15 protein-coding genes are annotated in these 13,124 nt (G+C 66.6%); 11 read left to right on the forward strand and 4 right to left on the reverse strand.

Annotation, left to right across the window (positions count from 1 at the left end):
- Positions 1-36 precede the first annotated feature (36 nt).
- From BZF59_RS15265 to BZF59_RS15285, 5 genes are all read left to right on the forward strand, one after another.
- The gene (locus tag BZF59_RS15265) at positions 37-285 is read left to right on the forward strand and encodes an accessory factor UbiK family protein (protein ID WP_086609070.1); all 249 of its coding nucleotides are present in this window, start codon (positions 37-39) and stop codon (positions 283-285) included.
- Between the two features lie 76 nt (positions 286-361).
- A complete protein-coding gene (locus BZF59_RS15270) occupies positions 362-649 on the forward strand; it encodes a GIY-YIG nuclease family protein (protein ID WP_086609071.1) in 288 nt (95 codons plus the stop codon).
- 57 nt (positions 650-706) lie between these two features.
- The gene (gene recO / locus BZF59_RS15275; RefSeq protein WP_086609072.1) at positions 707-1,306 is read left to right on the forward strand and encodes a DNA repair protein RecO; all 600 of its coding nucleotides are present in this window, start codon (positions 707-709) and stop codon (positions 1,304-1,306) included.
- A gap of 13 nt (positions 1,307-1,319) precedes the next feature.
- A complete protein-coding gene (leuB, locus tag BZF59_RS15280; RefSeq protein ID WP_086609073.1) occupies positions 1,320-2,378 on the forward strand; it encodes a 3-isopropylmalate dehydrogenase in 1,059 nt (352 codons plus the stop codon).
- Positions 2,375-3,469: a glycosyltransferase gene (locus BZF59_RS15285; protein WP_086609074.1), complete on the forward strand. Its 1,095-nt coding sequence runs from the start codon at positions 2,375-2,377 to the stop codon at positions 3,467-3,469. The genes leuB and BZF59_RS15285 overlap by 4 nt, the downstream gene beginning before the upstream one ends.
- Before the next feature lie 4 nt (positions 3,470-3,473).
- Here the strand turns inward: BZF59_RS15285 and BZF59_RS15290 are convergent, their stop codons facing one another.
- Both BZF59_RS15290 and BZF59_RS15295 read right to left on the reverse strand, forming a co-directional pair.
- Positions 3,474-4,808 carry a phospholipid carrier-dependent glycosyltransferase gene (locus tag BZF59_RS15290; protein ID WP_086609075.1) on the reverse strand — a complete coding sequence of 445 codons (1,335 nt, stop codon included), beginning with the start codon at positions 4,806-4,808 and terminating at the stop codon, positions 3,474-3,476.
- Between the two features lie 44 nt (positions 4,809-4,852).
- Positions 4,853-5,248, reverse strand: a complete 396-nt coding sequence (locus BZF59_RS15295; protein WP_086609076.1) for a DUF2834 domain-containing protein — start codon at positions 5,246-5,248, stop codon at positions 4,853-4,855.
- 75 nt (positions 5,249-5,323) lie between these two features.
- On the opposite strand from BZF59_RS15295, the gene BZF59_RS15300 reads away from it, so the two are divergent.
- From BZF59_RS15300 to BZF59_RS15315, 4 genes are all read left to right on the forward strand, one after another.
- Entirely contained in the window at positions 5,324-5,872 is a 549-nt protein-coding gene (locus BZF59_RS15300; protein WP_086609077.1) for a TetR/AcrR family transcriptional regulator, read from the forward strand.
- Between the two features lie 11 nt (positions 5,873-5,883).
- The gene (locus tag BZF59_RS15305; RefSeq protein ID WP_086609078.1) at positions 5,884-7,101 is read left to right on the forward strand and encodes a trans-sulfuration enzyme family protein; all 1,218 of its coding nucleotides are present in this window, start codon (positions 5,884-5,886) and stop codon (positions 7,099-7,101) included.
- Between the two features lie 12 nt (positions 7,102-7,113).
- A complete protein-coding gene (locus BZF59_RS15310) occupies positions 7,114-7,743 on the forward strand; it encodes a 2-hydroxychromene-2-carboxylate isomerase (protein ID WP_086609079.1) in 630 nt (209 codons plus the stop codon).
- An 89-nt stretch (positions 7,744-7,832) separates the two neighbouring features.
- Entirely contained in the window at positions 7,833-9,848 is a 2,016-nt protein-coding gene (locus BZF59_RS15315) for an alpha/beta hydrolase family protein (protein WP_086609080.1), read from the forward strand.
- A 213-nt stretch (positions 9,849-10,061) separates the two neighbouring features.
- On the opposite strand, the gene BZF59_RS15320 is transcribed toward BZF59_RS15315, so the two are convergent.
- A complete protein-coding gene (locus BZF59_RS15320; protein ID WP_086609081.1) occupies positions 10,062-10,451 on the reverse strand; it encodes an Imm50 family immunity protein in 390 nt (129 codons plus the stop codon).
- Between the two features lie 38 nt (positions 10,452-10,489).
- Between BZF59_RS15320 and BZF59_RS15325 the strand changes: the two genes are divergently transcribed.
- Positions 10,490-11,815, forward strand: a complete 1,326-nt coding sequence (locus BZF59_RS15325) for a hypothetical protein (protein WP_143738190.1) — start codon at positions 10,490-10,492, stop codon at positions 11,813-11,815.
- 31 nt (positions 11,816-11,846) lie between these two features.
- Here BZF59_RS15325 and BZF59_RS15330 read toward each other — a convergent pair whose 3' ends face one another.
- Positions 11,847-12,557, reverse strand: a complete 711-nt coding sequence (locus tag BZF59_RS15330; protein WP_086609083.1) for a M15 family metallopeptidase — start codon at positions 12,555-12,557, stop codon at positions 11,847-11,849.
- Between the two features lie 136 nt (positions 12,558-12,693).
- Between BZF59_RS15330 and apaG the strand changes: the two genes are divergently transcribed.
- The gene (apaG, locus tag BZF59_RS15335) at positions 12,694-13,107 is read left to right on the forward strand and encodes a Co2+/Mg2+ efflux protein ApaG (RefSeq protein WP_086609084.1); all 414 of its coding nucleotides are present in this window, start codon (positions 12,694-12,696) and stop codon (positions 13,105-13,107) included.
- Positions 13,108-13,124 lie beyond the last annotated feature (17 nt).

Raw genomic sequence — 13,124 nt, forward strand, 5'->3', positions numbered from 1 at the left:
CTTGCACTTCAGGGCAAGCATCCCCAAAAAGAAAATATGCAGAGCCAGAACCCGATCATCGCCGACCTTGTCAAACTCGCCAACAGCGCTGCCGGCACTATGGCCGGCATGAGCCGCGAAGCCCGCGACAGCGCGCGCGAACGGCTGCGCGAGGCCTTTGGCGGGATCGACTTCGTCTCCCGTGAGGAGTTCGAAACGGTCAAGGCCATGGCCCAGAAGGCCCGCGAACAGGCCGACGCGCTCGAAGCGCGGCTGGCGGCGCTGGAAGCCAAGTCGAAGAAATAGGCGGTCCCGTCACCCCTGCGCAGGCAGGGGCCTATCCAAGCTGGCTCGCAAGCGCAAATGCCTCTAATGCGCGGCAATGGGTGCGTGGGTCTACATCATGTCGAACGGTGCGCACGGCACGCTATACATCGGCGTTACGTCAGACCTTGCCGCGCGGGTCTGTGCTCATCGCGAGGGTCGCGGGTCAGCCTTTTGCCGCAAATATGATCTGGTCAGGCTCGTCTATGCCGAGCATCATGACACGATCATTGATGCCATCGCCCGCGAAAAGGCGATGAAGAAATGGAAGCGCCAGTGGAAGCTGCGGCTGATCCGGCAGCAGAACCCCGACTGGCTCGATCTGTTCGAGACAATCAATGCCTGACAAGCAGATGCACGGTCGTATGGGCCCCTGCCTGCGCAGGGGTGACGAAGCAGGATCATGACCGCGCGTGCCTCCGCCATTCTGCTCGGCTCGCGGCCTCAGGGCGAGACCGGGGCGATGGCGCGCTTGCTGACGACCGAGAACGGGCTGGTCGCGGCCTATGTCGCGGGCGGGCGCGGGCGGCAGATGCGCGCGGTGATGGTGCCCGGCAACCGCGTCGCCGCCGAGTTTACCACGCGTCCCGGAACGCAGCTGCCCTTCGCCCGGCTGGAGCTGGAACAATCGCGCGCCGCCTTGATGACCGAGCCGCTGCCTGCCGCAGCGATCCAGTGGGCCTGCGCGCTCACCGCCGCCGTCCTCCCCGAACGACAGGCCTATCCGGCCCTGCCCGAAGCGCTCGACGCGCTGCTTGAGGCGATTGCCATCGCCCCCTCCGCGCGCGGCTGGGTGAGTGGGCTGGCGGCCTATGAGGCACTGCTGCTGTCCGAACTCGGCTATGGCGGGCAGGCCCCGCCACCGGCCGCCGATTGGGCCGCGCAGCTGGCGATGCTGGGGATACTCGAAGGCCAGTTGGCGACCTACTTGCTTGCAGGCGACCGCCGCGATGTTATGGGCGCACGCAAGCTGCTGACTGAGCGGCTCGCGCGCATAGGCTGAAAGAGCACCCGAGATGAAGATTGCAGTCCTGCCCGGCGACGGGATCGGTCCCGAGGTCACTGCCGAGGCGGTCGCCGTGCTCGAAAGCCTCGCCCTGCCGGGGCTGGTGCTGTTCAGCGGTGATGTCGGCGGGGCGGCCTATCATCGCCACGGGCATCCGCTGCCGGAAGAAACGCTGGCGATGGCGCGCGAGGCCGATGCTGTGCTGTTCGGCGCGGTGGGCGATCCTTCTTGCGACACGCTGGAGCGGCACCTGCGCCCAGAACAGGCGATCCTTGGCCTGCGCAAGCATCTCGGCCTGTTCGCCAATCTGCGCCCGGCGCGGGTGTTCGCGGGGCTGGAGCATCTCTCGCCGCTTCGCGCCGGTATTGCGGGCGGGCTCGACATGCTGATCGTGCGCGAGCTTACGGGCGATGTCTATTTCGGCGCGAAGGGCCAGCGCACCACCGACAGCGGCGAGCGCGAAGGGTGGGACGCCATGTCCTACGCCGAGAGCGAAGTGCGCCGCATCGCCCATGTCGCCTTCCGCGCGGCGCAGTCGGCGGGCCTGCCGCTCACCAGCGTCGACAAGGCCAATGTGCTCGAAACCAGCCAGCTGTGGCGCGACGTGGTGGTGGAGGTATCCGCCGAATACCCCGAGGTCGCGCTCGATCACATGTATGTCGACAACGCCGCGATGCAGGTGGTGAGCCATCCCGACCGCTTCGGCGTGGTGCTGACGGGCAACCTGTTCGGTGACATTCTGAGCGATCTGGCGAGCGCCGCCGTGGGTTCGATCGGCCTGCTGCCTTCTTCCTCGCTGGGCGAGCGGCAGACCGCATACGGCACCTTCGGCCTTTACGAGCCGATCCACGGCTCTGCGCCCGACATCGCCGGGCAGGGCAAGGCCAACCCGATGGCGACGATCCTGTCGGCGGCGATGATGCTGCGCCATTCCTTCGGGATGGAGGCCGAGGCCGCGCGCGTCGAGGCGGCGGTGGCGCGCGCGCTGGCTGACGGCATCCTCGGCGGCGATCTGGGCGGCGCGCATGGCACGGCGGCGATCGGCGCAGCGGTGCGGGAGCGGCTGTGACACTGCAACTCGCCATCATTCTCCCCACGCTCAACGAGCGCGGCAATCTCGCCCCGCTGGTGGAGCGAATCGACCGCGCGATCCGTGATGCGGCGGCGTGGGAGGTCATCATCGTCGACGACGACAGCCGCGACGGCACGGCGGACGAAGCCCGCGCGCTGGCGCTCACCGACCCGCGCGTGCGGGTGATCCAGCGGATCGGGCGGCGGGGCCTCGCGAGCGCCGCAATCGAGGGCTTCTGCGCCACCGCTGCGCCCTTCGTCGCGGTGATGGACGCCGACCACCAGCACGACCCGGCGCTGCTCCCCGGCATGCTCGCCGCGCTCACTTCGGGCGAGGCCGAGATCTGCGTCGCCAGCCGCTTTGCCGAGGGCGCCAGCACCGCCGAATGGGCCATGCCCGAGCGCGAGAAGCTATCCACCTACGCCAACGCCATCGCCCGCAAGATCACTGGGGTGGAGCTGTCCGATCCGATGAGCGGCTATTTCATGCTTCCTGCCGCCACCGCCCGCACGCTGGTTCCGCGCCTGTCGGGGATCGGGTTCAAGATTCTGCTCGACCTGCTCGCCACCGCTGACGCGCCGATGAAGGTCAAGGAATTCCCCCTCAATTTCGCCGCCCGCCGCGAAGGAGAAAGCAAGCTGGACCGCGCCATTCTGTTCGATTTCCTCGCCGGGCTCTACGACAAGACGCTGGGCAAGGTGATCCCGACCCGTTTCGCCCTGTTCGGCACCGTCGGCGCGCTGGGCGTGGTGGTGCACTTCGCCGTGCTGACCGCGCTGCTGTTCGCCTTCGGGGAGCGCTTCACCATCGCCCAGACCGCTGCGGTGCTGGTGGCGATGAGCTTCAACTTCTGGCTTAACAACTGGCTGACCTATCGTGACAAGCGGCTGGTGGGCGCGCTCGCGCTGCTGCGCGGCTGGCTGGGCTTCATCGCCACCTGCGCGATCGGCGCCTTCGCCAACGTCGCGATCGCCACCTTTATGGAAGGCCGCGGCATCCACTGGGCCATCGCCGCGCTGGCGGGGATCGTGGTGGGGTCAGTCTGGAACTACGCCCTCTCCAGCCGCTTTGTGTGGGGAAGGTTCTAGAGCCTCACCGCCATCCGCGCACCCAGGCCCAGATCTTGTAGCTGTCGCCATCCGCCAAGGGCAGGGCGGCGATGATCGGGAAGAACCCGGCGAAGACCAGCACCGAGGCCGCCGGAATGCCCCACGCGAGCCACTTGCCCCGCGGCCAATGGCGCAGGTCGCTGCATGTCAGCGCCAGCGCGGCGAGCAGGAAGAAGCTCGGCACGAAATAGTGGTAATAGAACTGCACCGGCTTGGGCGCGACGATCCAGAAGCCGAGGCTGACTGCATAGCCGATCACCGCCGCCAGCCGCGCGCGATCACGCTGCCAAACGCCCCGCACGAGACACCACATCAGCGCGGGCAGGCCCAGCCACATCGTCAGCGGATTGCCGATCAGCAGCACCCCGCGCTGCGCCCCGTCGATCGGCTCGAACAGATACCACACCCCGCGCGCGTTCAGCACCCATTGCGGCCAGGTGCTCATGTAGCGGTGCGGGGTCATCAGCTGGCTTTGCAGCTGGAAGATGTAGTGGTGGAACCCGATCAGCCCCTTCTCGGCCAGCGGGGAGGGGTGGAGATAGTCGGCCAGCCAGTAGCCCGGCAGAAAGGTCAGCGCATAGATCGCGAGCGGCAGAATGCCGAGCCATAGGAACGCCTCGACCAGCGTGATCCCCGGCACCGGCGCGCCGCGGCGGCTCATAAGCAGGCGGCGACGCCCGGCCAGCGCGCGGGCGATGAAGAAGGTGATCCCCGGCACCACCGCGAGGGGAATCGCGTTCCACTTGGCCCCGAGCGCGCAGCCGATGGCGATACCGGTCAGCGCCAGCCGCCAGCGGCCCTGTTCGGGCTGGGCGCAGGCGGCGGCGAACTGCCATGCCGCCACGGTGAGCGCTGCCACCATGACGATGTCGAGCATCGCGATACGGGTGTGGATGAAGAGGTGAAACCCGGTTCCCAAGAGGACGGCAAAGGCGAGGGTGGCGAAGCGGTCATGGCTCGCATGCCACAAGGCGCGGGTCGCAGCGAGGAAGGCCAGCACACCGCACAGCCACGGCATGATCCGCCAGCCCAGCGGCGTGTCGCCGAACAGGCCCATGCCCACCGCGATCAGCAGCTTGGCGAGCAGCGGGTGCTCGCGGTTGAGATAGGCGCCTTGCCCGGTCTGCCACCACGACAGGATTTCGCGCGCGGCCGGGATGTAGTGGACCTCGTCGAAATAGGGGATCGAGGGGATCGCCAGCCGCCATCCGGTGATGAGGGCGAACACCCCCGTCAGCACCAGACACCACCCCAGCGGATCGCTCGGACGGAGGGGCGGGGCAGCGGCGGGAGAGGTGGGCGCTTGCGCTTGGGCCATGTTGCCGCGCGCTTAGGCAGCGGCGCGGGGGAGAGCAAGGTGGATTATGCAGCGGCGCTCGCGGCGCGATTCTCCAGCCAGAACAGCCGCGCGCACATCGCGAGCAAGCCGATGCTGGCGGTGCCGGCGACGAGGAGGCTCCACGGCACCACATTCATGCCCACCTTGCGGGCGCGCGGTGCGATGAAGAACAGCGCGATCATCGCGCACATCACCAGATCCCACCACACCTGCAGCCCGGTGAGGTTCTGGGTGTGGTTGGTGAAAAAGCCGATCACGCCCTCCTGCGCGATCTGGATCGCCGTGTAGGTCGCAAACCCGCCCGACAGGATCGCGGCCAGCAGTGCGCTGCCGCTCTCGCGCTTTGCCATCAGGATGCTAAGAAGGGCGATGAAGCCACCTGTGGTCGCGGCCAGCCAAGCGATTTGCAGCGTGCTCATGTCGAAAACTCCATGTTATGTAGCGAGTGCTACAAACGCCTGTTAGTGAAATGTAGCACCCGCTACAAGAGGAAAATGCAGACCGCCCGATTGTCCCGCGAAACGCTGCTCCCGCTGCTGGCCGCCCATGTGCTCGAACACGGGATGGGCGGGGCGAGCCTGCGCCCGCTGGCAAAGGCCGCCGGGACCAGCGACCGGATGCTGATCTATCATTTCGGCAACAAGGAGACGCTGATCACCGAGCTGCTAGACTACATCGCCGGGGTCTATTCCACCGCGCTCGACATGGCGCTGGGCAATGCTCGCGGCGCGACCCGCAGGGAATGCTTTGCGCTGCTGCTGGAACAGGGGCGGCAACCGGGGATGCAGGCTTTCATGGTGCTGTGGTGGGAAATTGTCGCCGGGGCCGCGCGCGGCCTGCCGGGTTATCGCGCCGCAGCCGATCGGATGATCACGCGCCAATTGGAATGGCTCGAGCGGCAGATGCCCGAAGACGATCCCGATCCCGCCGGGGGCGCGCGCTATCTCATGACCCTGCTCGAAGGTTCGCTGATGCTGGCGACCGTCGGCCACGAGCGCACCGCAAGCGAAGGACTGCTTGCGAGCGACCTCGGCGCGCACTAAGCCACGCCGCCATGAAGAAGACCACCGGCATGGACCGCGCCGCCACGAGCGGCTGGCGCCCCGCAACCCGCGCGCTGCGCGGCGGCACCTGGCGCAGCGAACACGGGGAAACCAGCGAGGCGCTGTTCCTCACCTCGGGCTACACCTACGACGACGCGCAGACCGTCGCCGACCGCTTCGCGGGCGAGGCGGTGGGGATGACCTATTCGCGCCTTCAGAACCCGACCGTCGCGATGCTCGAAGAACGCATTGCGCTGATCGAAGGGGCCGAGGCTTGCCGCGCGCAGGCGAGCGGAATGGCGGCGATGACCGCGGCGCTGCTGTGCCAGCTTTCGGTGGGCGATCACGTCGTCGCCGCGCGCGCCGCCTTCGGGAGCTGCCGCTGGCTTGTCGACAATCTGCTGCCCAAGTTCGGGATCGAAACCACCGTCATCGACAGTGCTGACAACGCCGCGTGGGAGGCTGCGATCCGGCCCAACACCAAGGTGTTTTTCTTTGAGACCCCGGCCAACCCGACGCTCGACGTGGTCGATCTCAGGCATGTCTGCGGGCTCGCGCGTGCGCACGGGATAACCACGGTAGTGGACAACGCCTTCGCCTCGCCGGTGCTGCAACGCCCGATGGAATTCGGCGCGGATGTGGTGGCTTACTCTGCCACCAAGCTGATGGACGGGCAGGGCCGCGTGCTGGCGGGCGCGATCTGCGCCAGCAAGCAGTGGATCGACGAAGTGCTGATGCCCTTCCAGCGCAACACCGGGCCGACGCTCAGCGCCTTCAACGCCTGGGTGGTGCTGAAGGGGCTCGAAACGCTCCCCTTGCGCGCCTTCAAGCAGTCCGAACAGGCTGTCGCCTTGGGCCAATTCCTCGAACCGCGCGTGCAGGCGGCGGGCGGCCACCTGCTCCACCCCGGCCTGCCGAGCCACCCGCAGCACAATCTCGCGATGTCACAGATGGGCGCGACCGGCCCGATCTTCGCGCTCGATGTCGGCACGCGGGCGCGCGCCTTTGCGCTGCTCGATGCGCTGAATCTGGTCGATATCTCGAACAATATCGGCGACGCCCGCAGCCTGATGTGCCACCCCGCCTCCACCACCCACGCCGGGCTGACCGACGAGGCGCGCGCGGCGATGGGCGTCACCGAGGGCCTGCTGCGCATCAACGTGGGGCTCGAGGACATCGACGACCTCACCGAAGACATGGACCAGGCGCTCGCCGCGGCGGGGATCTAGGGAGCTGCTTCTATGGCAAACCGCGTTGAACTCGTCTTCGATTTCGTCAGCCCCAACGCCTACCTCGTCTGGTGGCCGTTGCGCGAGTTGGTGAACCGCCACGAGGCCGAGCTCGACGTGATCCCCGCGTTCCTCGCCGGGATGCACAAGCTGACCGGCAATGCTCCGCCGATGCACCGCGATGCCGAGGTGAAGGGCAAGAACGACTATGCGATGCTCGAAATGCAGCGCTTCATCGCGAAGCACGGGCTGACCAAGTACCGCCTTCACCCGCAATTCCCGTTCAATTCGATCCTGCTCCAGCGAATGCTCACCGCCGCCGATCAGGATGGGCGGGGGGTGCAGTTCGTCGAGGCGCTGCTGCGCCCGATCTGGGAGGAGGGGCTCGACATTGCCTCGCCCGAAGCGATCGGCGCGGTGCTGACCGGGGCCGGGTTCGACGCCGCCGATCTCTTCGCCCGCGCGCAGAGCGACGAGGTGAAGCAAGCACTTGCCGCCAACACCGATGCGGTGGTCGCGCGCGGGGCCTTCGGCATCCCGACGATGTTCGTCGGCACGACCGGCGCACCGGCAGACAGCTACGAAATGTTCTTCGGCAAGGAACGCCTCGGCCAGATTGAGGATCTGCTTGCCGGGCGCTGAGGCCGCGCCTGACAATCCATCGCATTCCTCTTGCCATTGGCGCGCCAAAACATAGGCTTGGCGAATCAGGGACGCACGAGGGGGTTTGCATGAGCGCGATTGTCCGGACCATCGCCGGTCTGGGATGGGGCATGGGCCTTGCGCTCGCGGCCCTGCCAGCGGCTGCGCAGGACGCGCCCGCGCCCCAACTCCCGTCCGCGCCCGCCGCCGCTTCGGAAACCCCGCCTCCGCCGATTCCCACAGAGCAGTTCGCCGGGCGCTCGGCCTTTTGGGATGCGCAGCTTTCGCCAAACGGGACGATGATGTCCTTCATGCGCCGCAAGGACGGGCTGGCGCAGTTCCTCGTCACCGGCGTCGACAGCAAGCAGGTCATTCGCGCCTTCGGCACCGATCCCGACGACCAGTTCGAATGGTATCGCTGGGTCACCGACGACAAGATCCTGCTCTCGCTGTCGCGCGCGGGCACCTTCTTCGGGGGGGACGTGCGCTACACCCGGCTGATCCTGATCGAGGTCGCCAGCGGCACCATGACCCCGATGTTCAGCCGTTCGGACGTGGTGCAGGGCGACAACGTCATCCACGTCGCCGAGGATGGCTCCTACATGCTCGTCGCGATCCAGAAGACGATCTACGACTACCCCTCGGTGATGCGGCATGAATTGAGCGCCGATGGCAGGGCGATCACCGTGGAACCCCCGCGCGACGGGGTCTGGAACTGGGTCGCCGACGATCAGGGCAATGTCCGCATGGGCTCGGGCTGGAAGGACGGGCGGCTCAAGATCTTCTACCGCTCGCAGGTCGGCGGAAAGCTGGAGCTGATCGCGAGGCTCAAGGAGGGCGAGCGCGCCGATGGGTATTGGGACGCGCTCCAGATCCTCAACGGCTCGGACGAAGGCTATGTCCTGTCCGAGGGCGAGACCGGGCGGGTCGGCCTCAGGCGCTTCAACTTCGCCACGCGCGAGACGGTGGAGACCGTCTACGAACACCCCGAATGGGATATCGACCGGGTGACGCTGAAGGACGGCAAGCCCTTCGCCGCCTATTACACCGCCGACCGTGACGAGGTGCATTACTTCGACGAGGAAACGCGCAAGCAATACACCCGGATGAAAAAGGCCCTCGGCGATGTCGAGGTGTGGGTGCCCAGCCGCGCCAAGGACGGATCGCGGATGCTGGTCTATGCCGGGAACGAGGCCGATCCGGGCGTGCTCTACATGTACGAGCCCGGCGCCAAGCGCATGGACGAAGTCTCGCAGCTGCGCCCGGCGCTCGATTTCCGGCTGCTCGCGCAGCCCCGGCCGATGCAATATACCGCGCGCGACGGCACGGTGATCCGCGGCTATCTCACCCTCCCGCGCGGGCGCGAAGCGAAGGGGCTGCCGCTGATCATCATGCCCCACGGCGGGCCTTACGGCGTGCGCGACAAGCTCGAATATAACGACGAGGTGCAGCTCCTCGCCAATCGCGGCTATGCCGTGCTGCAACCCAATTTCCGCGGCTCGGGCGGCTATGGCGATGCCTTTTTCGAGCTCGGCACCGGGCAGATCGGCCGCAAGATGCAGGACGATCTCGACGATGCGATGGACTGGGCGGTGAAGGAGGGGCTGGCCGATCCCGCGCGGGTCTGCGTCGTCGGCGGCTCCTACGGCGGCTATGCGGCGATGTGGGCGGTGATCCGCAATCCCGAACGCTACCGCTGCGCGGCCAGCTGGGCAGGAGTCACCGATCTCGAAAAGCAGCTGCGCTACGACGGCCAGTCGTTCAGCCGCGGCGGGTTCAAGCGCTGGAAAGACCGGGTGCGGGGGTCCGGGGTGTCCGAGGTCAAGTCGGTCTCCCCCGTCTCACGCGCCGACAGCCTTTCGCGCCCGCTGCTACTGGCCCACGGCACCAAGGACGTGGTGGTGCCCTTCAGCCAGTACAACCTGTTCGAAAAGGCCACCCGCACCGCGCCGATGAAGCCAGAAACACTGGTGATCAAGGGCGAGGGCCACGGCTTCTCCAGCCCCGAGAACGAGCAGCAATGGTACGATGCGCTCGAACGCTTTCTGGCCAAGCACAACCCGCCCGATCCCGCGCCGGTCGCGGTCGCGGCGGCGGGGGAGTGAGGGGGCGGCCCAGCCCGGCATAACCCGAGCCGTCGTCCCGTGTTTGATGCGGGGTTTGGCGATTTCATCGCGCGTCGAAGATGCCCGGAGTGCTGCCGGGGCAAAAAGAGAAGGACGGCTTCCGGCGCGTGACCGACTGATGCTGCGCGGCAGGTTTCAGGTTGGCGCACCGGCCTCGCTTGTGGCCGCTTGTGGGTGGATTCCCGCCTCTCATCATTCTGAAACGAATGGCTCTATTGACACCGATATCTCGTCAGCAGCGATTGAACCGTCTACGCCATATATCTCCGGCAGGTGCAGGACGAAACCTTTCTCGGTCTGATCGACCCAAAGCTCCGAAAGCACATTCTGGTGATTCCAACCGATTAGGTTCACGGATCGGATGCCTTTGATCGTGAAGGTGATTAATGCATCTCGGTCTATTCTGAAGTGCCCGCTGTCGGTTAGGTCTTCATTGACCCTCCATCCATGAACGCGAACGACTGATGGTTCAGGATCGCGTCTCAGATCAATACTGACGACTTCGGCATCATGAAAGTTTGGTGAGTAGCCGAACCAATTGACTACGCTTGCCCAACCCGGAATGGCTTTCGCATCACTCATTCCCCGCTACTATCTAAGCACAAGTTCTTCAGCAAGGAATGTCCACACAGGGGTCGATCCCTGACTGTCAGCTTTTGACCTGCGAGCAGAGCAAGCAGACTTTCATGCACCCGGCGCCAGCCCGCAGCCCCTCACCCCGCCGTCACATCCTCCAGCGGCACATCCATCAAAGGATAGCGCCGCCATTCGGCCCAGTCGTAGCGCCACCATGCTGTGGGCAAGCCCTCAGCCGTCTGATAGGTTGGGGCATGGGTCTCATCGACTGGTTTCGCGCGCTGCGCCCGTTTCCGACAAAGCCGCATCGCGGCGGCCCCGATGACGTGCCGACAGACACTTTTGTGCTCGGGATTCCCCTGGCGCAGGCAATAGAGGCCCAGCGGCAGCACGATCGTCAGCGGGCCAGCAGCCGCTCGCCGCTGGCTGGCCTGCGTTACACCGATGCGGAATGCCGCCTGTGGCGCTGGACCGACTCTGCTCTCGACAGCGCGATTGCAAAGGTCGTGGCGGAGTTTGCCCGGCTTGCCCCGTCGGAACACGAGGCCATGCGCGACAGCCTGACGCTCGAGGATTTCTACACGCTCTTCACCTTCGTGCAGCGCTGCGTGCTGGTGGCGCTGAGGAACGGCGAGGCCGACCGGATCCCTTTGGCATTCACCGCGATCGCCATGGTCGCGCAAGCCCGCGTCGATTGGCGCGACCTGGTGGTTGCGATCTGGCTGGCGCGCTATGCCGGCCAGCGGCTGAGCGCGCCGGTCGCCGGCATTGCTGCCCGCGCGGCCAAGCTGGCTGAACCCGAGACGGCCAAGGCCTTGCTGCCGGACCGGAACAAGCCGGTAAACCTCGCCGAAGCCTGCGGTTACCGCGAAGTCGTCACCTCTGAGGGTGTGGCGCTCTTCAGGACCGGCTACCAGCGCTTTTCGCCGAGCGCCGATATCCCCGCGATGGCCTTTGCAGCGGCGCTTGCGCTGGAAGCGGAGGGCTACGCGATCAGCGACATCGAACTCGCCACCGACCTTCCTCTGGTCTGGCTGAACGCCGACGAGGGATCGCGCCTCGCGCAAATGGTCAGCGGATTTTCGGGGTGCGCCAGCATCCATGGCGTGCCGGCCGCCGATCCGCAGCCCGAAAGCTCGGGCCAGTCGCTGCTCGTCTTCATTGCGGAGGCCGCGAGCGAGAGCGATGCGCGGGATGTGGCGTTCGCCGCACAGGGGGCAAGCGATGCAAAGCGCACTGTGCTCGGATTGGCCTCGGGCCGGATGTGTGCTGTGATCATCCAGCGATCCTTCATGGCTGGCACCCCGCCGCTTGAAGATATGGCTTCGCTGGAACGCCTGCGGCCGGTGATCGAGCCTGTGCTGGGATGAGAAGCAGAGCCAAGCTCCGTTCTTCCCCATCTCACCCCGCCGTCACATCCTCCAGCGGCACATCCATCAAAGGATAGCGCCGCCATTCGGCCCAGTCGTAGTGCCACCATTCATTGGCGAGGGGGACGAAGCCTTCGGCCACCATCCAGCTTTCCAGCAGCCGGCTGAGGCGCAGGGCCTCTGCGGGCGCGGCCACGTTGCTGCGATAGGCGGCGGGGGTGAAATCGTCGTAGGGGCTGGGCATGGTCGCCTCCACGCCATCGCGGTGCAGTGACAGGTCGATCGAGCAGCCGCGATTGTGGCGCGATCCGGTGGCGGGGTCGGCGACGAACTCGCGCTTGTCGGGCGCGGTTGCCTCCCACATCTCCCGCGTGATGCGCCAGGGGCGATAGGCGTCGAAGATCAGCAGGCCATAGCCCGCCGCCTCGGCGCGGGTCTGCACTTTCGCAAGCGCCTCGGCCACGGGACGCTGCGCCACGGCGCGCGCAACCGGATAGAGCACCCGGCCCATGAAATTGGCAGGCGTGGCATAGCGGATATCGAACCTCAGGCGCGGATCCAGCCGTGCGAGGTCGACGAGGTCGGGCGCGAGGTCGGCGGCGGGATCGATCGGTAGAGTGACAGCCGGCTGCACCCCGCCGCGCGCGCCGCAGCCCGCCAGCGCCCCTGCCGCCAGCGCCGTCGCCGCCGTGTGCAGGGCGGCGCGGCGTGTGATCAGCGGCGGACGGGGCGGGGCGGGCATGGCATGACGCTATCCCCACAGTGGCCCGCTCGCAACGGGCGGCTTGGGAAAAACCCTCGGCCACCGGGATACACCCGTGGTTAAGCGCGTTGAGCCTCTTGTGACCCGGCGAAGAATCGCTAACTTGCGGGGCGACATGAAAGAGTTTTTCCAGCACGCCGCCACCACCGACGGGGTCACCGTGAGGGTCGCCGTCAATTACCTGCCGGAGCAATCGCATCCGGAGGCGGGCAAGTGGTTCTGGGTCTATCACATCCGCATCGAGAACGCCTCGCACGAAGCCTTGCGCCTGCGCACCCGGCACTGGCGCATCACCGACGGGCGCGGGATGGTGAACCATGTCGATGGTGAAGGCGTGGTTGGCGAACAGCCGTTGCTCGGCCCCGGGCAGAGCCACGACTATGTCTCGGGCTGCCCGCTGACGACGCCGTTCGGCTCGATGGAAGGCTTCTACACCTTCGAGCGTGCCGATGGTTCGCCCGCCGAAGTGCGCATCCCCTTCTTCCCGCTCGCCGCGCCCGAAACGGCCGAGGGGCGTTCCCCCCGGTAGACGGGCTTGCGCCCTGA

It is taken from the genome of Erythrobacter donghaensis, from assembly GCF_002155425.1.
In the GTDB taxonomy this organism is placed as follows: domain Bacteria; phylum Pseudomonadota; class Alphaproteobacteria; order Sphingomonadales; family Sphingomonadaceae; genus Erythrobacter; species Erythrobacter donghaensis.

Coding starts and splice junctions, on each gene's coding strand:
- BZF59_RS15270 (WP_086609071.1), top strand. CDS start 362: ATGGGTGCGTGGGTCTACATCATGTCGAACGGTGCGCACGGCACGCTA.
- BZF59_RS15320 (WP_086609081.1), bottom strand. CDS start 10,451: ATGAGTGATGCGAAAGCCATTCCGGGTTGGGCAAGCGTAGTCAATTGG.
- BZF59_RS15330 (WP_086609083.1), bottom strand. CDS start 12,557: ATGCCCGCCCCGCCCCGTCCGCCGCTGATCACACGCCGCGCCGCCCTG.
- apaG (WP_086609084.1), top strand. CDS start 12,694: ATGAAAGAGTTTTTCCAGCACGCCGCCACCACCGACGGGGTCACCGTG.
- BZF59_RS15310 (WP_086609079.1), top strand. CDS start 7,114: ATGGCAAACCGCGTTGAACTCGTCTTCGATTTCGTCAGCCCCAACGCC.
- BZF59_RS15305 (WP_086609078.1), top strand. CDS start 5,884: ATGAAGAAGACCACCGGCATGGACCGCGCCGCCACGAGCGGCTGGCGC.
- BZF59_RS15325 (WP_143738190.1), top strand. CDS start 10,490: ATGTCCACACAGGGGTCGATCCCTGACTGTCAGCTTTTGACCTGCGAG.
- BZF59_RS15315 (WP_086609080.1), top strand. CDS start 7,833: ATGAGCGCGATTGTCCGGACCATCGCCGGTCTGGGATGGGGCATGGGC.
- BZF59_RS15265 (WP_086609070.1), top strand. CDS start 37: ATGCAGAGCCAGAACCCGATCATCGCCGACCTTGTCAAACTCGCCAAC.
- BZF59_RS15295 (WP_086609076.1), bottom strand. CDS start 5,248: ATGAGCACGCTGCAAATCGCTTGGCTGGCCGCGACCACAGGTGGCTTC.
- BZF59_RS15290 (WP_086609075.1), bottom strand. CDS start 4,808: ATGGCCCAAGCGCAAGCGCCCACCTCTCCCGCCGCTGCCCCGCCCCTC.
- BZF59_RS15300 (WP_086609077.1), top strand. CDS start 5,324: ATGCAGACCGCCCGATTGTCCCGCGAAACGCTGCTCCCGCTGCTGGCC.
- leuB (WP_086609073.1), top strand. CDS start 1,320: ATGAAGATTGCAGTCCTGCCCGGCGACGGGATCGGTCCCGAGGTCACT.
- recO (WP_086609072.1), top strand. CDS start 707: ATGACCGCGCGTGCCTCCGCCATTCTGCTCGGCTCGCGGCCTCAGGGC.